The organism is Mycolicibacterium monacense (assembly GCF_010731575.1).
GTDB lineage: Bacteria > Actinomycetota > Actinomycetes > Mycobacteriales > Mycobacteriaceae > Mycobacterium > Mycobacterium monacense.
On record NZ_AP022617.1, the window covers coordinates 5,436,174 to 5,459,828 of the forward strand.

A 23,655-nucleotide genomic window follows, 5' to 3' on the forward strand; every position below is an offset into this window, starting at 1 on the left:
TCCGAGATTGTCGGAGGGGCATGCCACGCTGAGATGGTGAGCCACGGTTGGGGAAGACCGGCGGTCGACACCGGTACAGGCTGGGCCGTCGTCGATGTCGAGACGTCGGGTTTCCGGCCCGGGCAGGCGCGCATCGTCAGCCTGGCCGCACTCGCGGTGGGTGACGACGGCAACGTCGAACAGAGCCTGGCCACCCTGCTGAATCCGGGTGTCGACCCGGGGCCCACGCATGTGCACGGGCTGACCGCCGAGATGCTCGAGGGTGCGCCCCGCTTCGGTGACGTCGTCGCAGACCTCGCCGAACTTCTGCGCGGTCGTACGCTCGTCGCGCACAACGTCGGATTCGACTACTCGTTCCTGACCGCCGAGGCCGAACTCGTCGGCGCGGAACTGCCGATCGACTCGGTGATGTGCACCGTCGAACTCGCCCGCCGCCTCGACCTGGGGACGGAGAACCTGCGGTTGGAGACCCTCGCGGCGCACTGGGGTGTGCCGCAACTCAAACCGCACGATGCGCTCGACGACGCTCAGGTCCTCGCGCAGATCCTCAAACCGACGCTGGCGCGCGCCCGCGAGCGCAGGGCCTGGCTGCCGACGCGTTCGGTGAGCCGGCGGCGGTGGCCCAACGGCCGGGTCACCCACGACGACCTGCACCCGTTGAGGATGGTGGCCGCGCGGCTGCCCTGCGCGTACCTGAATCCCGGCCGCTACATCGCGGGCCGCCCGCTGGTGAAAGGTATGCGCGTCGCGGTCGCCGCGGAGGTCACGCGCACTTACGAAGAGCTGATCGAGCGGTTGCTCACCGCCGGGCTGGCCTACACCGACGCGGTGGACACGGAGACCTCACTGGTCATCTGCAACCAGCCCGATGTCGAACAGGGCAAGGGCTACCAGGCTCAGGAGCTCGGCGTCCCGGTGCTCTCGGACGCCGACTTCCTGCGGGCCCTCGACCACGTCGTCGGGGGCACCGGTATCGAGGAGTTCTTCGACGCCACCACGGTCGGCGATCAGTTCGCGCTGTTCTAGGAAGGCACGAACCGGCGCGCCACCTCGAGCCACCTGTCGAGTTCGGGTGAGGTCTCGTACTCGGAGTCGAGCAGGTACAGGCTCGGTGCCGGACAGCTCGCGCCGATCTCCACCAGAACCGGACGCAGGGTCAACTCCGGTGCCAGCGCATGGGCCAGTGAGCCGCCCAGCATGAGCGGGAACGTCGGGACCTGACCGAGTTCACCCTGGCCGAACTGGTCGAGGAACAGCTTGAGCAGCCCGGTGTAGGTGGCCTTGAACGTCGGCGAGGCGACGACGAGGCTGTCCGCGGACTTCACGATGTCCTTGGCCTCGGCCACCTTCGGGTCGCCCCACCCGAGTAGCCCGGCGCCGAGATCGACGACATCGATCACGTGCTCGGCGGGTGAGCCGGTCAGCCTCTCGGCGACCAGTTCGGCGGCGGCCCGCGTGCGCGACTTAGGTTTCGGATTCCCCACGACGACGACAGTCACCTGGGCAGCCTCTCACGGTCAGCTGCGTGCGGCGCGGTTCACCGCCGACACCACCGCGCGCAGCGAGGCCGTCGTGATCGAGGTCGCGATGCCCACACCCCATACCGTCTTACCGCCGACGGAGGCCTCGACGTAGGCCGCGGCCTGCGCCTCCTCACCGGCGGACAGTGCATGCTCGGAGTAGTCCAGGACGCTGATGTCGAATCCGATCGCGCCCAGGGCGTCGCAGAACGCGGCCAACGGCCCGTTGCCCGCGCCGACGATCTCGCGTTCGACACCGTCCACCTTCACCACGGCGGTGATCGTGTCGGTGCCGCCGTCGACCTCCGCGGCGTCGACCTTCTGGCGCATCCGCTCCAGCGGCCGGACCGGCGACAGGTACTCCTCGGCGAAGACGTCCCACATCTCCTTGGGCGACACCTCGCCGCCCTCACCGTCGGTGATCTTCTGGATGGCCTGGCTGAACTCGATCTGCAGGCGGCGCGGCAGCACCAGTCCGTGGTCGGCCTTCATGATGTAGGCGACGCCGCCCTTGCCGGACTGGGAGTTCACCCGGATGACGGCTTCGTAGGTGCGGCCGACGTCCTTCGGATCGATCGGCAGATACGGCACCTGCCACAGGATGTCGTCGACGTCGGAGTCCGCTTCGTCCGCGGCGACCTTCATCGCGTCCAGACCCTTGTTGATCGCGTCCTGATGGCTGCCGGAGAACGCGGTGTACACCAGGTCGCCGCCGTAGGGGTGACGCTCGTGGACCGGCAGCTGGTTGCAGTACTCGACGGTGCGGCGGATCTCGTCGATGTTGGAGAAGTCGATCTGCGGGTCGACGCCCCGGCTGAACAGGTTCAGGCCCAGCGTCACCAGGCATACGTTGCCGGTGCGCTCACCGTTGCCGAACAGGCAGCCCTCGATGCGGTCGGCACCGGCCTGGTAGCCCAATTCCGCTGCGGCGACAGCGGTTCCGCGGTCGTTGTGCGGGTGCAGGCTCAGGATGATGCTGTCGCGCGGGCTCAGGTGCCGGTTCATCCACTCGATCGAGTCGGCGTAGACGTTGGGCGTCGCCATCTCGACGGTGGCGGGCAGGTTGACGATCAGCGGCACCTCGGGGGTGGGCTTCACGATGTCGGCGACCGCGTTGCAGACGTCGACGGCGTATTCCAGTTCGGTGCCGGTGTAGGACTCGGGGGAGTACTCGAACCGCCACAGCGTGTCGGGGTGCTTGGCGGCCTCTTCGACGCACATCCGGGCGCCGTCGACGGCGATCTGCTTGACGGCCTCGCGGTCGGCGCGGAACACGACGCGGCGCTGCAGGATCGACGTCGAGTTGTAGAAGTGCACGATCGCCCGCGGTGCGCCCTTGCAGGCCTCGAAGGTGCGGGTGATCAGTTCGGGCCGGCACTGCGTCAGCACCTGGATGGTGACGTCGTCGGGGATCGCGCCCTGTTCGATGATCTCGCGGACGAAGTCGAAATCGGTCTGGCTGGCCGACGGGAAGCCGACCTCGATCTCCTTGTAGCCCATGCGCACCAGCAGGTCGAACATGCGGCGTTTGCGCGCGGGGCTCATCGGGTCGATCAGCGCCTGGTTGCCGTCGCGCAGGTCGACCGCGCACCACATCGGCGCGGTGTCGACGACCTTGTCGGGCCAGGTGCGGTCCGGCAGCGTGACCGGTTCCACTTCCTCGGCGAAGCTGCGGTACCGGCTGACCGGCATGGCGGAGGCGCGTTGGGTGTTCCAGGCCGGCTGGCCGGGATGCGGCGGGCCGGACGGGGTGGTGATGGCGCGGACGGACGAGAAGGCGTCTGTTGATTCAGGGGTGTTCATGATCGATTGCTCCGGGAGTTTGACGAGGGACTCGACCGGCGCATCGCGAACACCCGCGACGGGAAGCCGGTCTGGTCAGACCCCGCCGCGGCGGCCGAGAAGGAGCGCCCGCTGCACAAACATGGTGAGCTCACTGTAGCGCGCCGCAGCACCGCGACCCAAATGCGGCGCTAGACGGCGGAGTCCGGGAACGCGATCACCGACAGGAACCGGATCGGCAGTTCGACCAGGTCGACGGGGCCGTGCGCACCCTCCCCGTCGATCTGCAGCGAATCGCCGGGGTGCAGCCGGTACACCGAGCGGCTGTGGCTGTAGTCCATGACGCCCTCGAGCATGTAGATGAACTCGGTGCCGGGATGCTGGAACAGCGGGTAGGTCCGGCTCTTCTCCGACAGCGTGACCTCGAGGCATTCCAGCCGCTTGTGCTCACCGCGCAGCGAGCCCAGCAACTGGTAGTCGTGGCCCTCCTTGGTGCCGTTGCGCACGATCCGCGCGCCGGTACCCGCCTTGACGAACGCGGCGGGGCGCTCGACGTCCGCACCGCGGAACAGTGTGGTGACCGGTACGTCGAACCCCTTGGCCAGCAGCGCCAGCGTGGACAGGCTGCAGGAGGTCTGCGCGTTCTCGATCTTGCTCATCATGGCCTTGGAGATGCCGACGCGCTCGGCCATCTCCGCGACGGTGAGTCCGTGCTGCTGCCGCAGTTGGCGCACGTTGCGCCCGATCGCCGCCTCGAACTCGGTGTCGTCGACCGGTTCCTGCGGGTCACGCTCGCGCGCGGTGCCCGACTTGTTGCGCAGCAGCGGCGCAGAATCCTCGGATGGGCTCACGGCACCCTGTCTAGCGCATCTCGCCGGCACCGACGTACGGGTAGGGCGTGCGGAGCAGGTCGCCCTCGGCGAAGCGGGACAGCCGGAAATCGGTCTCCGGGATCCGCGGGTCGCCGCTGCGCCCGTCGACGACGATGTCCGCCACCAACCGGCCGACCGCGGGAGCGATCTTGAAGCCGTGGCCGCTGAACCCCGCCGCGACGACGAGACCGTCGAGTTCGGTGCGGGAGATCACCGGGTTCCAATCGGGTGTGACGTCGTAACAGCCGGCGTAGCTGCTGGTGATCGAGGCGTCGGGGAAACCGGGGAACCGGGTGCCGACCTTGTCGACGGTGATGTCGACGAAGTCGTCGGTGGCGCGGTTGAGGTAGTCGTCCGGGTCCGTCTCCTCGTTGTCGGCCAGGTCGCTGTTGCCGAACAGCACTGTGCCGTCGGGTTCGGGGCGGATGTACTGCAGCGACACCAGATCGGAGAACACCGGCACCGGACCGAGTTCCACACCGGGGTCGATGAGCACGATCTGTTCGCGCACCACGCGGATCGGCACGTCGATCCCGTGCTGGGCGAGGAATGGCCGGGTCCAGGCTCCGGTGGCGACGACGACGGTCTCGGCGGAGATCTCGCCGCCGTCGGCCAGCTTCACGCCGGTGACGCGGTCGCCGACGGTCGTCAGGTTCTGCACCGCGGTGCTCTGCCGCACGCGCACACCCGCGGACCGGGCGGCCGCCGCGAACGCCTGGGCGGTCCGATAGGCATCGCCGTATCCGCCGCGGGGCTCCCAGCCGAACGCCGCGAACGGTTCTAGGTCGGCGAACGGCCACATCTCGGCGACCTCTGCGGCGTCGATCTCCTCGGTCTGCACACCGACCGCGCGCTGCGCCGCGAGGCTCTTGCGCATCGCGCCGACGTTCGGCTCGCCGACCCCGACGACGTATCCGGTCTGGCGGAATCCGATGTCGTCGGCCTGCTCGCCCAGGTACTTCTGCGGGTTCTCGAACACCTCGAGTCCGGCGTTGGCCATGGCGGCCAGCGAGCTGACCCCGTAGTGGCAGCGCACGATACCGCTCGATTTACCCGTCATCCCGGACCCGACGGTATTCCGTTCGACCACAACCACATTCGTGATCCCGCGCTCGGCCAACGCCCACGCGGCGGCGGCGCCCTCCAGACCGCCGCCGACGATGACGACGTCAGCTGTTTCGATCATCGGCCGGGAATCCAGTCGGTGCCGGCCAGCGGAACGCGGGCCATGGCCGCGGCTTCGATGCTGACGGCCACCAGATCCTCGGGTTCGAGATGGCAGACGTGGGCCTTACCGCAGGCCCGGGCGATGGTCTGGGCCTCCATGGTCAGCACCCGCAGATAGTTCGCGAGCCGCCGGCCGGCCTCGACAGGGTCGAGCCGGGCGGCCAGCTCCGGGTCCTGGGTGGTGATGCCGGCAGGATCGCGGCCGTCCTGGAAATCGTCGTAAAACCCTGCGGCGCTGCCGATCTTCTCGTATTCGGCGGCATACCTCGGATGGTTGTCGCCGAGCGCGATCAGGGCCGCCGTGCCGATAGCGACCGCATCGGCGCCCAGTGCGAGCGCCTTGGCCACGTCGGCCCCGGTGCGGATGCCGCCGGAGACGATGAGCTGGACTGACCCATCTCCCGTCGCTCCGTCCCCCTGCGCTTCGCGCGGGAGGTGCCCCCGCGCCCCGGCCTTCCGGTGCACACCGAGTTCCTGCAGCGCCTGCACCGCCTGCGGGATCGCCGCCAGCGTCGGGACGCCGACGTGTTCGATGAACACCTCCTGCGTGGCGGCGGTGCCGCCCTGCATCCCGTCGACGACCACCACGTCGGCGCCGGCGTGCACCGCGAGCTTGACGTCGTAGTAGGTGCGGGTGGCGCCGACCTTGACGTAGATCGGCTTCTCCCAGTCGGTGATCTCCCTCAACTCGTTGATCTTGATGGTGAGGTCGTCGGGTCCCGTCCAGTCCGGGTGCCGGCACGCCGACCGTTGGTCGATGCCTTCCGGCAGCGTCCGCATCGATGCGACACGCTCGGAGATCTTCTGGCCCAACAGCATTCCGCCACCGCCGGGTTTGGCGCCCTGGCCGAGCACCACCTCGATCGCGTCGGCCTTGCGCAGGTCGTCGGGGTTCATGCCGTAGCGCGACGGCAGGTACTGGTACACCAGGTGTTTGCTCTGCCCACGTTCCTCGGGCGTCATGCCCCCGTCACCGGTGGTGGTGGAGGTGCCGACCTCGCTGGCGCCGCGGCCCAGCGCCTCCTTGGCCTGTCCGGACAGTGCGCCGAACGACATACCGGCGATGGTGACCGGGATATCCAGGTGCAAGGGGTATTTGGCGTGTCGGCCACCCAGCACCACGTCGGTGGCGCACCGCTCGCGATAGCCCTCCAGGGGGTAGCGCGACATCGAGGCCCCGAGGAAGAGCAGATCGTCGAAGTGGGGCAGCGCCCGCTTGGCACCCCAGCCGCGGATGTCGTAGATGCCGGTGTCGGCGGCGCGCTGGATGCCTGCGATGGTGTCGCGGTCGAAGGTCGCCGATTCGCGCAGTGCCCAGGTGCTCATCAGTAACTCCCTGTGTTGTCGACGTGGAAGTGGTAGAGCTCGCGGGCCGAGCCGTACCGGGTGTAGGCGGCGGTGTCGTCGTCCTCGAAACCCGCGGCCTTGAGCAGCCGGCCGAGCTCCTCGTGGTGTTCCTCGCGCATCTCCTTGGCGACGCAGTCCGCGCCCAGGGAGGCAACGGATCCGCGGACGTAGAGCCGTGCCTCGTAGATCGAGTCGCCCAGTGCCTCACCCGCGTCGCCACGGACGACGAGCCGGCCGGCCTGCGCCATGAACGCGCTCATGTGGCCGATGTCGCCGCCGACGACGATGTCGATGCCCTTCATCGAGATGCCGCACCGCGCAGCGGCATTGCCCTCGATGACCAGCAGCCCACCGTGGCCGGTGGCGCCCGCCGACTGCGACGCGTTGCCCTTCACCCACACGGTGCCGCTCATCATGTTCTCGGCGACACCCGTGCCGGCGTTGCCGTCGATGACGACCTCGGCCTGCTGGTTCATCCCCGCCGCGTAGTACCCGACGTGGCCCTCGACCGTGACGCGTACGGGGGCGTTGAGCCCCACCGCGACGTTGTGCGCGCCATCGGGATGTTCGATGACGAAGTCCCCGGCAAGGTCACCAGCGTGCAGCGCGGCGTTGACGTCGCGCAGGGGGGTGGTGCGGAGGTCGAAGGCCAGCGCCGACGAGCGCTCGCGCGAGGAGAAGCTCAGCGCTGCCATGCGTACACCACCTCGGGCTCGGGCTCCCAGATCGCGGCGTTCTCGACGCCGGGCAGTCCGGACAGCGCACGGTATTCACTGGCCATCGCGACCCAATCGGAGGTTTCGGCGATAACGGCGGGTTTGCAGGCGATCGCGTCGCGCACGACCGCGAACGAGTCGCGGTTGGACACCAGCAGTGTGTAGAAGCCGTCGAAGGTGGCGCACAGTTCCTTGAGTGCGGTTCCGACGTCGCGACCGGCGGCCAGTTCGTTTGCGACGAAGCGCGCCCCCACCTCGGTGTCGTTCTCGCTGTCGAATTGCACACCGGCGGCGCGCAATTCGCGTCGGATGGTCGCATGGTTGGCGAACGATCCGTTGTGAACAAGGCACTGGTCGGACCCGACGGCATACGGATGCGCCCCCGACGGGGTGACCGCGGATTCGGTGGCCATCCGGGTGTGCCCGACGCCCTGCCAGCCCTGCGCCGTCGACAGGCCCCACGCCTCGGTCAGCGTGTACGGGTCCCCGACGCCCTTGAGCACCGCCAGGTCCTCACCGAAACCGGCGACCAACGCATCGGGGAACGTCGCACGCGCCGCGGCGAGCAGCGCATCGGACTCGGCCTGTGCGGTCACCAGATAGGTGGCATCGAGCACCGTCACCGACACCGGCACGCCCAGCGCCGAACCCACCGCGTCGGTCACCGATTCTGGTGACGCCCCGATCTCCAGCAGTGACACGCAGCTGTGCCCGGGCGGCGTCCACGTCGGATCTCCGTAGACCGCGACACCCGCCGAATCGCTTCCGCGGTCGGACATTTCGCACAGCATTCCGGTGAGCAGTTCGCCCAGCCGCGGTTGGAGTTCGGGGTTGCGCAGGTGCAACCCGACGATCCCACACATGTGTCGCTCTCTTTCGTTGTCAGGACTTCAGAACGCCGTCAGGTACTGCTCGACCTCCCACGGGCTGACCGTGCCGTGGTAGTCGAAGAATTCGTGCCGCTTGAGGCCGGCGAAATAGCGTGCGACGCCGTCACCGGCGGCGTCGAGGACACCGGAGACGACGGGATCGGCCTCGAGTTCCTCGACCGCGTGCAGCAGGGTGGGCGGCAGCGTCGACCGGGTCTCCGCCACCGCGCCGACCGCGCCCGGATCGGCCGACCGCTTGATCCCGTCCAGTCCGGCGCCGAGCGCCGCCGCGACCGCGAGGTACGGATTGGCCGAGCCGTCACCGCCGCGCAGTTCGATGCGCTGGGCGTCGGGTACGCGGATGTAGTGGGTGCGGTCGTTGCCGCCGAAGGTGGCGCTGCGCGGCGCCCAGGACGCACCGGAGGCGGTACTGACGGCCCCGGTTCGCTTGTAGGAGTTGACCGTCGGTGCGATCACCGACTGCAGCGCACAGGCGTGGTCGAGGATGCCCCCGATGAAGGAGTACGCGGTGTCCGACAGGCCCAGGCCCCGTTCGTCGGATTCGCAGGGGAAGACCGGGGTGCCGCCGCTGGTCAGCGACAGGTGCAGGTGCAGGCCGCTGCCGGTCCGGTCCCCGAACGGTTTCGGCATGAACGTGGCCACCATCCCGCGCTCGGCGGCGATCATCGACAGCAGGTAGCGCAGCGTGATCACGCGGTCGGCGGTGGTCAACGCATCGGCGAACTGGAAATTCTGCTCGAACTGGCCGTTGCCGTCCTCGTGGTCGTTGGCGTAGTTGGCCCAGCCGAGCTGGTTCATCGCCGAGGAGATCGTGGTGAGGTGGTCGTACATGCGGGTCACCCCGCGCGCGTCGTAACACGGCTGGGCGGCGGTGTCGGCGGCGTCGGCCGTGGCGAGGCTGCCGTCGGCGTTGCGGGTGAGCAGGAAGTACTCGACCTCCGCGCCGACCCAGGGTTCGAAGCCGGCGTCGGCGGCCTGCTGAATGAGGCTCCTGAGGATGATGCGCGGCGCGTATGGCCACGGCTTGCCCTCGACATGCGGATCGCAGTGCACGATCGCCAGGCCGTCCTTGACGAACGGGATCGGGGTGAACGACGCGGCGTCCGGAATCGCCATCAGGTCAGGGTCTTTGGGTTCCTGACCCATGGCCCCGACCGCGTATCCGGCGAAGCCGACGCCCTCGGTGGCGAGCTGTTCGACCGCTTCGACGGGAACGAGCTTGGCGCAGGGCTTTCCGCGCAGATCGACGAACAGCGCGAGGATGAACTTGGTGCCGGTCTTCTCGGCGAGGGCGGCGAGATCGGTGGACATGGCAGAACCTCTGTCTCTTGTGATGAATCAATGTATCACGAGGGGAAACTCGATGGATATGCGAATGCGGCCGACACGAGGCTTGGGCAGCCCCGTGCCGGCCGCGGGTGGTGACTAGGCGGGTTGCCAGTCGTACGAGGACTCGCGGTGGAACTTCGCGTCGATGCCCTGCTCCTCCTCGTCGGGGGAGACGCGGATGCCGACGGTCTTCTTCAGCGCGAACGCGATGACGTAGGCCACCACGAACGAGTAGAGCATCACCGCACCGGCCGCGACAGCCTGCTTCCACAGCTGGTCGATTCCGCCGCCGTAGAACAGCCCGTTGACGCCGTTCGGCATCCCCTCGCTGGCGAAGAAGCCGATCAGCAGGGTGCCGATCACGCCGCCGACGAGGTGAACACCGACCACGTCGAGTGAATCGTCATAGCCGAAGCGGGTTTTGAGGCCGACCGCGTACACGCACACCGCGCCGGCGATACCGCCGACGAAGATCGCGCCGATCGGGGTGACCGCACCGCAGGCGGGGGTGATCGCGACCAGGCCGGTGATGGCGCCCGAGGCCGCGCCGACGCCGGTGACGTGGCCGTCCTTGATCTTCTCCACGGCCAGCCAGGCCAGCACCGCCGCGCAGGTGGCGACGAACGTTGTGACCATGACGATGGCGGCCGAATTGCCCGCGGCCAGTGCGGAACCGCCGTTGAACGCATACCAGCCGGCCCACAGCAGTCCGGCGCCCAGCAGCGTCAGCGGCACGTTGTGCGGTTTGCGCAGCTGGCCGAACATCGCGGATTTGCCGAGCACGATCGCCACGGCCAGCGCGGCGGCACCGGCGTTGATGTGCACCGCGGTGCCACCGGCGAAGTCGACGGCGCCCAGGGTGTTGGCGATCCAGCCGCCGACCGAGTTCTCGGTCACGACGCCGTCGAATGCGAAGACCCAGTGTGCGACGGGGAAGTACACGAGCACCGCCCACAGCGTGGCGAAGCCCATCCAGGCGCCGAACTTCATCCGGTCGGCGACGGCACCGGAGATCAGCGCGACGGTGATCGCGGCGAACAGCGCCTGGAAGACGGCGAAGAGGCTGATCGGCAGACCGTCGACGGTGGTCATCGGCTCCAGCAGGTCCGTCATGCCGGCGAACTCGGTGAAGCTGCCGACGAACCCTCCGTACGAGGTGCCGAACACCATGGAGAAGCCGAACAGGACCCACAGCAGCCCGACGGCTGCGACGGCCCCGAAGGTCATCATCATCATGTTGGTCGAGCTCTTCACGGAGACCATGCCGCCGTAGAACAGGGCGAGACCGGGGATCATCAGCGTGAGGCCGATGATGCAACACAGCATGAAGGCTGTGGTTCCTGTATCCATGTGAAACCTTTTCTGCGGTAAGCGGCCCACGGCAGGCCGATCACTGGCAGTAACCGATGTTTCTGTTACAGAGACAGGTTGGTTTGTGTTGCAACGGCGTTAATTGTGTTCAGAGCGACGGACGGCCCCACGCGCCGGCGAATGCGACGTCCACGAGGGGTAACCGCTCACGCGGCCGGGAGTCGCGTTCGACGATCGCCTCGTCGGCGTGCGCGTAGTCACCCAGCCGCCCGACCGCGACGACGGCCAGCGGACGCACACCGTCGGGTACGCCGAACGCCGCCCGCGCCGCGTCGACGTCGAAGCCGGCCATCGGATGGGTGATCAGTGACCGCGACACCGCCTCGACGCTGAGGTTGGCGATCGCGGCACCCGCATCCAGTACGGCGTAGCGGGCGGTGCGCTCGTCGTCCCCCTCGTCGGCGCACACCAGGATCAGCGCGCTGGCCGCCTTCGCGTAGCTGTTGCCGCGGCGCAGGACCGCGCCCAACGCCTCGAAGGTCGGATCGCCGCGGCGTCCGACGACGAACCGCACCGGTTGCCGACCGCCCCACGAGGCCGCCCAGCGCGCGGCCTCCAACAGTGCGATCAGCTGCTCGTCGGTGAGTTCGGCGGCCGGGTCGAAGGCGCGGGGGCTCCAGCGGGCGGCGAGGTCGGGGTGGATGGGCACCTGGGTCTGCGCGGCGCGGTCGGACGGTGGGTTGGCCACGCGTCGACGCTACCGGTGTGGCGTGCGTCGCCCCCGGACGGCGGAGGGAAAAAGCAGGTGCGCGCAGCCCTTATCCTTGGTGGGACTTTTTCCCGCGCGAAAGGCTAGTTCAGTGGCGCTCGTCGTCCAGAAATACGGTGGGTCCTCGGTGTCGGACGCCGAGCGTATCCGCCGCGTCGCCGAACGCATCGTCGAGACCAAGAAGGCGGGCAACGACGTGGTCGTCGTCGTCTCGGCGATGGGTGACACCACCGACGACCTGCTCGACCTGGCCAAGCAGGTGTGCCCGGCCCCGCCGGCGCGTGAACTCGACATGCTGCTCACCGCCGGTGAGCGCATCTCCAACGCCCTGGTGGCGATGGCCATCGAGTCCCTCGGCGCCCAGGCCCGCTCGTTCACCGGCTCGCAGGCGGGCGTCGTCACCACCGGCACCCACGGCAACGCCAAGATCATCGACGTCACCCCGACCCGGCTGCGGTCGGCGCTCGACGAGGGCCAGATCGTGCTCGTCGCCGGATTCCAGGGTGTGAGTCAGGACACCAAGGACGTCACCACGCTCGGCCGCGGCGGGTCGGACACCACCGCGGTCGCCGTGGCGGCGGCGCTCAACGCCGACGTCTGTGAGATCTACACCGACGTCGACGGCGTCTACACCGCCGACCCGCGCATCGTGCCCAACGCGCGCAAACTCGACACCGTCAGTTTCGAGGAGATGCTCGAGATGGCGGCGTGCGGCGCCAAGGTGCTCATGCTGCGCTGTGTGGAGTACGCCCGCCGCTATGACCTGCCCATCCACGTGCGCTCGTCGTACTCGGACAAACCCGGCACCATCGTCAAAGGATCGATCGAGGACATCGCCATGGAAGACGCCATCCTGACCGGAGTTGCTCACGACCGCAGTGAGTCCAAGGTCACCGTCGTGGGCCTGCCCGACGTCCCCGGTTACGCCGCCAAGGTGTTCCGCGCGGTCGCCGACGCCGACGTGAACATCGACATGGTGCTGCAGAACATCAGCAAGATCGAGGACGGGAAGACCGACATCACGTTCACGTGTGCGCGGGACAACGCCCCCGGTGCGGTGGAGAAGCTGACCTCGCTGCAGGACGAGATCGGGTTCACCCGCGTGCTCTACGACGACCACATCGGCAAGGTGTCGTTGATCGGCGCCGGGATGCGCAGCCATCCGGGCGTCACCGCGACGTTCTGCGAGGCGCTCGCGGAGGTCGGGGTGAACATCGACCTGATCTCGACATCGGAGATCCGGATCTCCGTGCTGGTCAAGGACACGGAATTGGACAAGGCGGTCGCCGCGTTGCACGAGGCGTTCGGCCTCGGCGGCGACGAAGAGGCCGTGGTGTACGCAGGGACGGGACGGTAATTCCGGATGGTCAACATCGGAGTGGTCGGCGCGACCGGCCAGGTCGGCCAGGTCATGCGCACCCTGCTCGAGGAGCGCGACTTCCCGGCCACCAGCGTCAGGTTCTTCGCCTCGGCCCGCTCGCAGGGTCGGAAGCTGCCGTTCCGCGGTCAGGAGATCGAGGTCGAGGACGCCGCGACCGCCGACCCGTCGGGTCTGGACATCGCGCTGTTCTCGGCGGGCGCGACCATGTCGCGGGTGCAGGCGCCACGGTTCGCCGCCGCCGGCGCCGTCGTGGTCGACAACTCGTCGGCCTGGCGTAAGGACCCCGACGTACCGCTGGTGGTCAGCGAGGTGAACTTCGAGCGCGATGCCGGTACTCGCCCGAAAGGCATCATCGCCAATCCGAACTGCACGACGATGGCCGCGATGCCGGTGCTCAAGCCGCTGCACGACGAGGCCGGTCTGGTGCGCATGATCGCGTCGACGTATCAGGCCGTCTCGGGCAGCGGTCTGGCCGGCGTCGAGGAACTGTTCGGTCAGGCCAGCGCCGTCGTCTCGGGCAGCCGTGACCTGGTGCACGACGGCGGCGCCGTCGACTTCCCGGCGCCGAACAAATACGTCGCGCCGATCGCGTTCAACGTGGTGCCGCTGGCCGGATCGCTGGTCGACGACGGTTCGGGGGAGACCGACGAGGACCAGAAGCTGCGCAACGAGAGCCGCAAGATCCTCGGCATCCCGGAGTTGCTGGTGAGCGGGACGTGCGTTCGGGTGCCGGTCTACACGGGCCATTCGCTGTCCATCAATGCCGAATTCGCCCAACCGCTTTCGGTCGATCGCGCGAAGGAACTGTTGGCGGCTGCGCCGGGGGTCAAGCTGGTCGACGTGCCGACGCCGCTGGCCGCCGCGGGGACCGACGAATCGCTGGTTGGCCGCATCCGCCAGGATCCAGGCGCGCCGGAGGGGCGCGGGCTTGCGCTGTTCATCTCCGGCGACAACCTGCGAAAAGGCGCGGCGCTGAACACCATTCAGATCGCCGAGTTGCTGGCCGCCCAGCTCTGACCGACTGGTGTACCGGGGCCGCGTGATCGCCGTCGCGGTGCTGGCTGCCGCGTTGTGTGTACCCGCGGCGCAGGCTCAACCACCGACACCGGTGCCCGGTCCCGTGCTGCCGCCGTTGGCGCCGGGGCAGGTGGTGCGGCTCGGCCCGACCGCCGGAACCGGAACGCCCACCCGTGATTACGGGATCGGCGCGACCGATCTCTGTGAGTTCATGGAGTTCCCGAGCGGGATCCTGCAGGTCTGCGGTGACAGCTTCGCCGGGCAGGGGGTCGGCTTCGGTGGCTGGTATTCGCCGGTCGCCCTGCACGTCGAGACCGACTCGATCCTCGACCCCGCGGGGGTGCGCTACGACCGGGTCACCGGGGTGGACGCCCCGTTGCTGGCCGATCCGACGCCGGCGGGATCGTCGCAACTGCCTGCCGGTGTGGTGCAGATCAACCGCGAGAACTACATGCTGGTCACGACCACCCGCGATCTGCGGCCGCAGAGCTCACGGTTGGTGAAAGCCGAAGCGGGGGAGGGTGGTTGGCGCACGGTGCCCGGTTCGGAGCGCGACGCCGGACATGCCGAGGGGCGACAGTCGCAGATCAGCGGTTACTACGATCCGATTCCGACGGTGGATTCGCCGAGCGGGTGGGTCTACATCGTGGCCGACAACTTCGACCGCAGCGGACCGGTGGTGCTGTACCGCGTTGCGCCGCAGGTGTTCACGGACCGCGATGAATGGCAGGGCTGGTCGGTCGAACGGGGTTGGGGCCACGAGCCGACGCCGCTGTGGGCCGACCGCGTCGGTGAGATGAGCGTGCGGCAGATCGACGGCAAGACGGTGCTCTCGTACTTCAATGCCAGCACCGGGAACATGGAGATCCGGGTGGCCGACAACCCGATCGGTCTGGGTGATGCGCCCGTGACGACGGTGGTGGTCGCGGAAGACTGGCCGGATCAGGCGGAGTTTCTGCCGCCACCGGAGGTCAACCGGTTGGCCCAGCCGTACGGCGGTTACATCTCGCCGGGCTCGACACTCGACGAGGTGCGGGTGTTCGTCAGTCAGTGGAACACCACTCCACTCGGTGACAATGCGCCGTACCGGGTGATCCAGTTCGCGGTCAACCCGTTCAAACCGGGACAACCGGTGCCCTGGCCGCCTCGCTGACGGCGGCCGCCACACCTTCACAGCGGATTCATAGCCCATACAGGACCCGCACAGAAGCGGCACTCGCATGATCGGGCGCATGACCGAAACACCTTCGACCCCAGCGTCGCCCGCCGACCCCAAGACCGAACCCGTCTTCACCGACACACCGCCCCCGGCCTACCCGGCCGCGCCCACCGAGGAGCGCCGCCGGCCCGGCCGCGTGACCACCATCGCCGCCTGGGTCGGCATCGTGGCGGGCGTCGTGTTCATCGTCGCCGTCGTCTTCTTCTCCGGGTTCGTGCTGGGCAAGAACTCCGGCGATGGATTTCAGCGGGGTGGGGGTGCCGGTCACGGCCAGATGATGTTCCACCGCGACGGGCCTCCCGGGATGTCCCCGATGGGTCCGCGCGGCCAGTTCGAACGGCCCGGCATGCCGTTCGGGCCAGGTCAGCCCGGTATGCAAACCCCGCAGCAGACCCAGCCGGGAAGCCCCGCGACCACGGCTCCCGCACGTCCGTGACGAGGCTCATGCCCAGCTAATCTTGACCCACTCCAGATACGGCGGACACTCGATGGAGTGACCCCGGCGCGTGAGACGACCCCCGAGGCCCGGCTGCGGGCCTCGGGTCTCCGTGTCACCGCGCCCCGGCTCGCCGTCCTGTCCGCCCTCGAACAGGCGCCGCACTCGACGGCCGACGACGTCGCGAAACAGGTGCGCGAGGCGCTCGGGAAGGTCTCCACCCAGGCGATCTACGACGTCCTGCGGGCCTGCGTCTCCGCCGGCCTGGTTCGGCGCATCGAGCCGGCGGGTTCGTCGGCGCGCTACGAGACACGCATCGGCGACAACCACCACCACCTGGTGTGCCGCCGCTGCGGCCGGGTGGCGGATGTCGACTGCATCGTCGGGGCGGCACCGTGCCTCGGCCACGCCCCCCTCGAGGACGGTTTCACCGTCGACGAGGCCGAAGTCGTCTTCTGGGGCACATGCGCGGATTGTCGCGCGGAGCCGCCGGCGGCCGGGGCGTCTTGCCGTCTGTGACCGGGCTGGCATGATCGTTGACCATGAGCATCGAAGTGAAGTACACCGCAGAGTCGACGGCCAGCGGCGGCGGCCGCAACGGCCACGTGAAATCCAGCGACGACAAGATCGACTTCGACACCCGCCCGCCCAAGGAGTTGGGTGGCAGCGGTGAGGGTGTGAACCCCGAGCTGCTCTTCTCGGCCGGCTACGCCGCGTGCTTCCTGGGTGCGCTGCGCCTGCAGGCCAAGAACAACGACGTCGAGATCGACGAGGCGTCGGCGATCACCGCCCAGGTCGGCTTCGGCCCGGACTCCGAGGGTGGCTTCGGCATCACCGCGCACCTGATCGGCTACCTGCCCGGGCTCGAGCAGTCCGTCGCCGATGACCTCATGGCGAAGGCGCACGCGTTCTGCCCGTACTCCAAGGCCACCCGCGGCAACATCGACGTGAAGCTGTCGGCGAAGGTCTAGTGCCCATGCGGCTTCTGGTGGGCGTCGCCGCGGCCGGTCTCGTACTGGCCGCGGCGCCGCTCGCACAGGCCCGCCCCTCGGATCCGGGCGTGGTCAACTACGCCGTGCTCGGCAAGGGTTCGGTGGGCAACATCGTCGGCGCCACCCTGCGGTGGGAATCGTTCTTCACCAACCCGGTGCAGGCGTTCTACGTCGACAACCCGGTCTGCAACAACTGGGCCGACATCGGGCTCCCCGAGGTCTACAACGATCCCGACCTGGCCTCGTTCAACGGCGCCGTCGCGCAGGAATCTCCCACTGACGCCACCCACCTGGTCAAACAGGCGATCGGCGTGTACGCCACGACCGACGCCGCCGAGCGTGCCTACCGCCGCGTCGTCGACCGCACCGCGGGCTGCGCGGGTCAGACCACCGCGATGCACCTCGACAACTTCACCACCCAGGTGTGGACGTTCACCGGCGGTCCCGCCGGCGTCGCGGACGCCGACTGGGTCAAACAGGAAGCGGGCACCGACCGGCGCTGCTTCACCACCACCCGCAAGCGCGAGAACGTCCTGCTGCAGGCGAAGGTGTGCCAATCCGGCAACGGCGGCCCGGCGGTCAACGTGCTGGCCGGCGCCATGCAGAACACGCTGGGGCAATGACCGGCGGCATTGCCGGCACGCGCATGTCACCAAGCTGTCACGCATAAATAGGGTGCACTTGTCGGTCCGCTCTGGACAATGAGGACGGTAGCGGTGATCGGCCGATCCCGCGGCTGCCAACCAGCGGTCCAGTCCCAGCGTCCGGACCCGGGGAGGGATGGGTTCAGATGACCGTTCCGACGACCTACGACCCGGGGTGCGATACGGCACCCGACGAATTCGCCTCGGCGGCCGACGCCGCCGAACACATCACCGAACACTGTCTGCACGACGGGCCGGTCGGCCAGGTCGGCCTCGAGGTCGAGGCGCATTCGTTCGATCTGGCGGACCCACGCCGTCGCCCCGACTGGGGTGAGGTGACGGATGCGATCGCCGGTGTCGGGGCACTGCCCGGGGGCAGCAGGATCACCGTCGAACCCGGTGGCGCGGTGGAACTGTCCGGCCCGCCCGCGGACGGATCGGTGGCCGCGATCGCCGCGATGACCTCCGACCGGGCCGTGCTGCGCACGGCCTTCGCGCAGCGCGGGCTCGGGCTGGTGCTCGTGGGCGCCGACCCGCTGCGCCGGCCGCGCCGCGTCAACCCCGGCGGCCGGTACTCCGCGATGGAGGCCTTCTTCACCGCGAGCGGTACCGGCGCGGCGGGTGCGTTCATGATGACCTCGACCGCGTCGATCCAGCTCAACCTCGACGCCGGACCCCGGCGCGGCTGGGCCGACCGGGTCCGGCTGGCACATGCGCTCGGCCCGACGATGATCGCCGCCACGGCCAACTCCCCGCTGCTCGCCGGCCGGTTCTCGGGGTGGCAGAGCAGCAGGCAGTGGGTCTGGGGTGAGCTCGACGAAGCCCGCTGCGGGCCGGTGCTCGGCGCCAGCGGGGACGACCCGGCCAGCGACTGGGCCCGCTACGCGCTGCGCGCCCCGGTGATGCTGGTGCACAATCCCGAGCCGGTGCCGGTCACGGACTGGGTGCCGTTCGCCGAGTGGGCCGACGGACAGACCCTCCTCGGCGGCCGGCGTCCGACACGGTCGGACCTCGAATACCACCTGACCACCCTCTTCCCGCCGGTGCGCCCGCGCCGCTGGCTCGAAATCCGTTATCTGGACGCGGTTTCCGACGCCCTGTGGCCGGCCGTCGCCTTCACGCTGACCACCCTGCTCGACGATCCGGCGGCCGCCGACATCGCCGCGGAGGCCACCGAGTCGGTGGCCACGGCCTGGGACCGGGCCGCGCGTATCGGGCTCGGCGACCGCCGACTGCACGCCGCGGCGCTGCGCTGCGTCGAGACCGCCGCCGAGCGGGCACCCGCAGCCGTGATGGAATCGATGCAGCAGTTGGTGCGTTCGGTCGAAGAAGGCAGATCACCGGCCGACGACTTCGCCGACCGCGCGGTCGCCTACGGGATCGGACCAGCCGTACGCCAACTCGCGAAAGGTGAGTCTTGACTGCACGTGACACCCTGGCCGACGAACTGGGCAGAGCACGCGACCGCACGCTCCGGCTGGTCGACTTCGACGACATGGAGTTGCGGCGGCAGTACGACCCGCTGATGAGCCCGCTGGTCTGGGACCTCGCGCACATCGGACAGCAGGAGGAATTCTGGCTGCTGCGCGATGGCAACGCCGACCGGCCCGGAATGCTCGCCCCGGGCGTCGAACGTCTCTACGACGCCTTCGTCAACTCACGCGCCACCCGGGTGAACCTGCCCCTTCTGCCCCCGACCGACGCCCGCGCGTACTGCCGGACCGTGCGCGACAAGGTCCTCGACAGCCTCGACGCCCTACCCGACGACGACGCCGAGAACGCCTTCCGCTTCGCGTTGGTGATCAGCCATGAGAACCAGCACGACGAGACCATGCTCCAGGCGCTGAACCTGCGGACCGGGGCGCCGCTGCTCGAGGCCGGCGCAGCGCTTCCCGCCGGTCGGTCCGGCGTCGCGGGGACCGCGGTCTCGGTGCCGGGTGGACCGTTCGTGCTGGGCGTCGACGCCGTCACCGAACCGCATTCGCTCGACAACGAGCGCCCCGCGCACATCGTCGACGTCCCCGGTTTCCGGATCGGGCGGGTGCCCGTCACCAACGGCGAATGGCAGCAGTTCGTCGACGACGGTGGCTACTCGCAGCGGCAGTGGTGGTCCGCAGCCGGCTGGGCGCACCGCCAGGAAGCCGGGCTGACCGCTCCGCAGTTCTGGAACGGTGACGGCACCCGCACGCGGTTCGGCCACGTCGAGCAGATCCCCGCCGACGAACCCGTCCAGCACGTCACGTTCTTCGAGGCCGAGGCATACGCCCGCTGGGCCGGGGCGCGTCTGCCCACCGAGATCGAATGGGAGAAGGCCTGCGCGTGGGATCCCGCTGCCGGGCAACGTCGCCGCTACCCGTGGGGATCGTCGGCGCCGACCGCGCACCTGGCCAACCTGGGCGGAGACGCGTTGCGGCCCGCACCCGTCGGCGCGTACCCGGCCGGGGCGTCGGCGTACGGCGCCGAACAGATGCTCGGAGACGTGTGGGAGTGGACCACCTCCACGCTGCGTCCCTGGCCCGGTTTCACCCCGATGATCTACGACCGGTACTCGCAGCCGTTCTTCGACGGCACCGGATCCGGTGACTACCGCGTGCTGCGCGGCGGGTCGTGGGCGGTCGCGCCGGAGATCCTGCGGCCCAGTTTCCGCAACTGGGACCATCCGATCCGGCGGCAGATCTTCTCCGGGGTCCGGTTGGCGTGGTCCGACGAGCAGGTGGGTGTGGCCTGATGTGCCGCCACCTCGGCTGGTTGGGGGCGCCGCGCTCGGTCAGCGCGCTCATCCTCGACCCGCCCTACGGCCTGCTGGTGCAGTCCTACGCGCCGCGCCGCCAGAAGCACGGGCTGATGAACGCCGACGGGTGGGGGGTCGGGTTCTTCTCATCCGACCTTCCCGACGATGCGGGCCCCTGCCGGTGGCGCAGCGCCGCCCCGCTGTGGGGGGACGCGTCGTTCGCGTCGGTCGCCCCCGCCCTGCGCAGCGCGTGCGTGGTCGGGGCGGTCCGGTCGGCCAGTATCGGCATGCCGATCGAGCCGACCGCCTCGGCGCCGTTCACCGACGGGTCGTGGCTGCTATCGCACAACGGGCTCGTCGACCGGGCGGTGCTGCCGCTGTCCGCGCACGCCGAATCGACCGTCGACAGTGCGCTGCTCGCCGCGCTGATCTTCGACCGGGGCATGGACCGGCTCGGCGACACCGTCACCGAGGTGGGAGCCCGCGACCCCGGCGCACGGCTGAACATCCTGGCCGCCAACGGATCTCAGATGGTCGCCACCACCTGGGGGGACACCCTGTCGGTGCTGCGCACCGACGACGGCGTGGCGTTGGCCAGCGAACCCTACGACGACGACCCGCGCTGGGAGGAGATCCCGGACCGCCACCTGGTCCGCACGGACGGCTCCTCGGTACAGCTGAGCGCGCTGAGAGGACCGGCATGACGTTCACCCTCGCCACCTACCTGGCGGACGACGCCGCGGCGCAGGCGCTGCGGCGCGACGTGCGCGACGGGCTCACCGCGAACCCGAAGACGTTGCCGCCCAAGTGGTTCTACGATTCGGTGGGCAGCGACCTGTTCGACCAGATCACCCGGTTACCCGAGTACTATCCGACGCGCGCCGAGGCGGCGATCCTGCGTGACCGCTCCGGGGAGATCGCGGCGGTCACCGGCGCGGACACCCTGGTCGAACTGGGCAGCGGAACGTCGGAGAAGACCCGGATGCTGCTCTCGGCACTGCGCGAGCACGGAACGCTGCGCCGGTTCGTCCCGTTCGACGTCGACGCGAGCGTGCTGCAGAATGCCGGCGCGGCGTTGGCGGAGGAGTACGCCGGTCTCGAGATCGAGGCCGTGTGCGGCGATTTCGAGGAACACCTCGGCAAGATCCCCCAGGGCGGTCGGCGGGTGATCGCCTTTCTCGGGTCGACGATCGGCAACCTCACCGCCGCCCCCCGCGCGTCGTTCCTCGCCGCCCTCGCCGACACCATGGCGCCCGGGGATGCGCTGCTGCTGGGCACCGACCTGATCAAGGACACCGACCGGCTGGTCTCCGCCTACGACGACAGCCAGGGCGTGACGGCCCGGTTCAACCGCAACGTGCTCGCCGTGGTCAACCGCGAACTCGACGCCGACTTCGACATCGGGGCGTTCGCGCACGTCGCCCGCTGGAACGCCGGCGAGCAGCGCATCGAGATGTGGTTGCGCGCAACGGATCCGCAGCAGGTACGCGTCGGGGCGCTCGACCTGTCCGTGGAGTTCGCCGGCGGTGAGGAGATGCTGACCGAGGTGTCGTGCAAGTTCGCGCCCGACGACGTCGCCGCCGAACTCGCCGCCGCGGGCCTGCGCCGCACCCACTTCTGGACTGATCCGGCGGGCGATTTCGGGCTGTCGCTGGCGGTCAAATGACCGGGACGCTGGCCGAACGCTGGCGCGCGGCGCGCCCGAAACCGGCCGGGATCCACCTCGACAGCGGGGCGTGCTCGCGGCAGGGTTTCGCGGCCATCGACGCCGCCGCACAACACGCCCGTCACGAAGCCGAGGTGGGCGGTTACGTCGCGGTCGAGGCGGCCACACCCGTGCTCGACGCGGGCCGCGCCGCCGTCGCGGCGCTGACCGGGTTGGCGGCCACCGACGTCGTCTTCACCACCGGGTCCAACCACGCGCTGGACCTGTTGCTGCGCAGCTGGGACGGTGACCGTTCGGTGGCGTGTCTGGTCGGTGAGTACGGGCCCAACCTCGCGATCATGGCGGCCAACGGATTTCAGGTTTCACCGCTGCCTGTCGACACGACCGGTCGGTTGCATGTCGACGCCGCAGCCGAGGAATTGGCGCGCGACCGGCCCGCCCTGGTGCACCTGACGCCGCTGGGCAGCCATCGCGGCCTCGCCCAGCCGCTGGGCCCGTTCGCCGAGGTGTGCCGGGACCTCGGCCTGCCCCTCGTGGTGGACGCCGCCCAGGCCCTCGGCCACCTCGACTGCGCGGTCGCACCCGATGCGATCTACGCGTCGTCGCGGAAGTGGCTGGCCGGGCCCCGCGGCGTCGGGGTGCTGGCCGTCCGGCCCGAGTTCGCCGAGAGACTGCGGCCGGGCTTTCCGCCGTCGGAACCCGCAGCGCCACTGACCGTGCTGCAGCAACTCGAGCACGGCGAGTCCAATGCTGCTGCGCGGGTGGGCTTCTCGGTCGCCATCGGCGAGCATCTGGCGGCCGGGGTGCAGCAGGTGCGGACACGTCTCGCCGAGGTCGGCCGGCTGACCCGCGCGGCGATGGCCGATGTGCCCGGGTGGCGGGTGGTCGAACCGGTCGACGAGCCGACGGCGATCACGACGCTGGAACCGACCGACGGCGCCGATCCGCACCGGGTGCGGGCGTGGCTGATCGCCGAACGGCGCATCGTCACCACCGCATGCGATGCGCGGCGGGCGCCGCGCGAGCTGACGGTGCCGGTGCTTCGGCTCTCACCGCACGTCGACGTCACCGCCGACGAACTCGGCCAGGCGGCGGCGGCACTGGCCGAGGCGGCGCGCCTATGAGTCGTGTTCGGGCTTGTGCGCGGTCAACAGGAACGCCGGGAACTTCACCCGGTTCTTCTCGTCCGGCCCATGGGGCAGCTCGGCGGGCAGGTCCGGCATCGCCAACGCGTTCGCGTGGATGAACGCCGGGCGGACGTCGTCGATCTCCCAGTACCGTGACACCGCCGCGCGCAGTTCGTCCTCGTCGACCTCGTGCGGCTTGACCTCCAGGTCCGGCGGGAACGCGCCCTTGGCGAAGACGAGGATGAACAGCTGCGCACCGGGCGCCGCCGCGCGGTGCACCGAGGACAGGTAGCCGTCGCGGCCTTCGACGGGTAGCGAGTGGAACAGCGTGCTGTCGACGACGGTGTTGAACCTGCCGTCGTAGCCGGTGAACGAGGTGATGTCGACCTGGACGAAACTGGCTGTGGCCAGGCTCCGTTCCTGTGCGGCCCGGTCGGCCGCGGCGATCGCGGTGGGGCTGATGTCCATCCCCACCACCGTGTAGCCGTCGGCGGCGAGCGCGAGTGACAGTTCGGCGTGCCCGCATCCCGCGTCGAGCACCGGGCTGCGGAACCTGCCCTCCCGGTGCAGTGCGGCGAGTTCCGGCTGGGGTTCGCCGATGTTCCACGGCGGCGGACCTTCGAAGCTCCCCGCGCTGCGGTATGCGTCGTCCCAATTCATCACGTCAGACGTCATGATC

General features: G+C 69.4%; 24 protein-coding genes. 13 read left to right on the forward strand and 11 right to left on the reverse strand.

Annotation, left to right across the window (positions count from 1 at the left end; all coding sequences use genetic code 11):
• The first annotated feature begins 33 nt into the window (after positions 1-33).
• On the forward strand, positions 34-1,026 hold the full coding sequence (locus G6N49_RS26095) for a DEDDh family exonuclease (RefSeq protein WP_011562276.1): 993 nt from the start codon (positions 34-36) through the stop codon (positions 1,024-1,026).
• Here the strand turns inward: G6N49_RS26095 and G6N49_RS26100 are convergent.
• From G6N49_RS26100 to G6N49_RS26145, 10 genes are all read right to left on the reverse strand, one after another.
• Positions 1,023-1,499, reverse strand: a complete 477-nt coding sequence (locus G6N49_RS26100) for an NADPH-dependent FMN reductase (protein WP_110807724.1) — start codon at positions 1,497-1,499, stop codon at positions 1,023-1,025. The genes G6N49_RS26095 and G6N49_RS26100 overlap by 4 nt on opposite strands.
• A gap of 18 nt (positions 1,500-1,517) precedes the next feature.
• Complete coding sequence (gene leuA / locus G6N49_RS26105; protein ID WP_011562274.1) at positions 1,518-3,323, reverse strand: 2-isopropylmalate synthase; 1,806 nt, start codon at positions 3,321-3,323, stop codon at positions 1,518-1,520.
• A 170-nt stretch (positions 3,324-3,493) separates the two neighbouring features.
• Positions 3,494-4,153: a type II toxin-antitoxin system RelB family anti-toxin gene (locus G6N49_RS26110; RefSeq protein WP_011562273.1), complete on the reverse strand. Its 660-nt coding sequence runs from the start codon at positions 4,151-4,153 to the stop codon at positions 3,494-3,496.
• Positions 4,154-4,163: 10 nt separating this feature from the next.
• Complete coding sequence (locus G6N49_RS26115; RefSeq protein WP_011562272.1) at positions 4,164-5,360, reverse strand: NAD(P)/FAD-dependent oxidoreductase; 1,197 nt, start codon at positions 5,358-5,360, stop codon at positions 4,164-4,166.
• Positions 5,357-6,727, reverse strand: a complete 1,371-nt coding sequence (locus G6N49_RS26120) for an FMN-binding glutamate synthase family protein (RefSeq protein WP_083045310.1) — start codon at positions 6,725-6,727, stop codon at positions 5,357-5,359. The genes G6N49_RS26115 and G6N49_RS26120 overlap by 4 nt, the downstream gene beginning before the upstream one ends.
• Complete coding sequence (locus G6N49_RS26125) at positions 6,727-7,443, reverse strand: protein glxC (protein ID WP_011562270.1); 717 nt, start codon at positions 7,441-7,443, stop codon at positions 6,727-6,729. The genes G6N49_RS26120 and G6N49_RS26125 overlap by 1 nt, the downstream gene beginning before the upstream one ends.
• Positions 7,431-8,327, reverse strand: a complete 897-nt coding sequence (locus tag G6N49_RS26130) for a class II glutamine amidotransferase domain-containing protein (RefSeq protein WP_011857290.1) — start codon at positions 8,325-8,327, stop codon at positions 7,431-7,433. Before G6N49_RS26130 ends, G6N49_RS26125 begins: the two co-directional genes overlap by 13 nt.
• Positions 8,328-8,354: 27 nt before the next feature.
• Entirely contained in the window at positions 8,355-9,665 is a 1,311-nt protein-coding gene (gene glnT / locus G6N49_RS26135) for a type III glutamate--ammonia ligase (protein ID WP_011562268.1), read from the reverse strand.
• Positions 9,666-9,779: 114 nt separating this feature from the next.
• Positions 9,780-11,033: an ammonium transporter gene (locus tag G6N49_RS26140; protein WP_011857289.1), complete on the reverse strand. Its 1,254-nt coding sequence runs from the start codon at positions 11,031-11,033 to the stop codon at positions 9,780-9,782.
• A gap of 109 nt (positions 11,034-11,142) precedes the next feature.
• Positions 11,143-11,742 (reverse strand): nitroreductase family protein, encoded by a 600-nt coding sequence (locus G6N49_RS26145; RefSeq protein ID WP_083045309.1) that lies wholly within the window; start codon positions 11,740-11,742, stop codon positions 11,143-11,145.
• A 112-nt stretch (positions 11,743-11,854) separates the two neighbouring features.
• On the opposite strand from G6N49_RS26145, the gene G6N49_RS26150 reads away from it, so the two are divergent.
• The 12 genes from G6N49_RS26150 (at position 11,855) to egtE (ending at position 22,973) form a co-directional block, all read left to right on the forward strand.
• The gene (locus G6N49_RS26150) at positions 11,855-13,120 is read left to right on the forward strand and encodes an aspartate kinase (RefSeq protein ID WP_011562265.1); all 1,266 of its coding nucleotides are present in this window, start codon (positions 11,855-11,857) and stop codon (positions 13,118-13,120) included.
• A 6-nt stretch (positions 13,121-13,126) separates the two neighbouring features.
• The gene (locus G6N49_RS26155; protein WP_083045308.1) at positions 13,127-14,161 is read left to right on the forward strand and encodes an aspartate-semialdehyde dehydrogenase; all 1,035 of its coding nucleotides are present in this window, start codon (positions 13,127-13,129) and stop codon (positions 14,159-14,161) included.
• 22 nt (positions 14,162-14,183) lie between these two features.
• A complete protein-coding gene (locus tag G6N49_RS26160; RefSeq protein WP_083045317.1) occupies positions 14,184-15,314 on the forward strand; it encodes a DUF4185 domain-containing protein in 1,131 nt (376 codons plus the stop codon).
• A gap of 67 nt (positions 15,315-15,381) precedes the next feature.
• A complete protein-coding gene (locus G6N49_RS26165; RefSeq protein WP_011857286.1) occupies positions 15,382-15,816 on the forward strand; it encodes a hypothetical protein in 435 nt (144 codons plus the stop codon).
• 57 nt (positions 15,817-15,873) lie between these two features.
• Positions 15,874-16,335, forward strand: coding sequence for a Fur family transcriptional regulator (locus tag G6N49_RS26170; RefSeq protein ID WP_064917333.1), 462 nt, complete (start codon positions 15,874-15,876; stop codon positions 16,333-16,335).
• A gap of 23 nt (positions 16,336-16,358) precedes the next feature.
• Positions 16,359-16,787, forward strand: coding sequence for an organic hydroperoxide resistance protein (locus G6N49_RS26175; RefSeq protein ID WP_011562260.1), 429 nt, complete (start codon positions 16,359-16,361; stop codon positions 16,785-16,787).
• A 5-nt stretch (positions 16,788-16,792) separates the two neighbouring features.
• Complete coding sequence (locus tag G6N49_RS26180) at positions 16,793-17,431, forward strand: sensor domain-containing protein (RefSeq protein ID WP_011562259.1); 639 nt, start codon at positions 16,793-16,795, stop codon at positions 17,429-17,431.
• 167 nt (positions 17,432-17,598) lie between these two features.
• A complete protein-coding gene (gene egtA / locus G6N49_RS26185) occupies positions 17,599-18,873 on the forward strand; it encodes an ergothioneine biosynthesis glutamate--cysteine ligase EgtA (RefSeq protein WP_011562258.1) in 1,275 nt (424 codons plus the stop codon).
• Positions 18,870-20,180: an ergothioneine biosynthesis protein EgtB gene (gene egtB / locus G6N49_RS26190; protein WP_011562257.1), complete on the forward strand. Its 1,311-nt coding sequence runs from the start codon at positions 18,870-18,872 to the stop codon at positions 20,178-20,180. The genes egtA and egtB overlap by 4 nt, the downstream gene beginning before the upstream one ends.
• Positions 20,180-20,887, forward strand: a complete 708-nt coding sequence (gene egtC, locus G6N49_RS26195; RefSeq protein WP_064917334.1) for an ergothioneine biosynthesis protein EgtC — start codon at positions 20,180-20,182, stop codon at positions 20,885-20,887. Before egtB ends, egtC begins: the two co-directional genes overlap by 1 nt.
• Positions 20,884-21,849, forward strand: coding sequence for an L-histidine N(alpha)-methyltransferase (egtD, locus tag G6N49_RS26200; protein ID WP_011562255.1), 966 nt, complete (start codon positions 20,884-20,886; stop codon positions 21,847-21,849). The genes egtC and egtD overlap by 4 nt, the downstream gene beginning before the upstream one ends.
• Positions 21,846-22,973 carry an ergothioneine biosynthesis PLP-dependent enzyme EgtE gene (gene egtE, locus G6N49_RS26205; RefSeq protein ID WP_083045307.1) on the forward strand — a complete coding sequence of 376 codons (1,128 nt, stop codon included), beginning with the start codon at positions 21,846-21,848 and terminating at the stop codon, positions 22,971-22,973. Before egtD ends, egtE begins: the two co-directional genes overlap by 4 nt.
• Here egtE and G6N49_RS26210 read toward each other — a convergent pair.
• A complete protein-coding gene (locus G6N49_RS26210; RefSeq protein WP_011562253.1) occupies positions 22,968-23,651 on the reverse strand; it encodes a class I SAM-dependent methyltransferase in 684 nt (227 codons plus the stop codon). The two genes, egtE and G6N49_RS26210, sit on opposite strands and share 6 nt — an antisense overlap.
• Between the last annotated feature and the right edge of the window lie 4 nt (positions 23,652-23,655).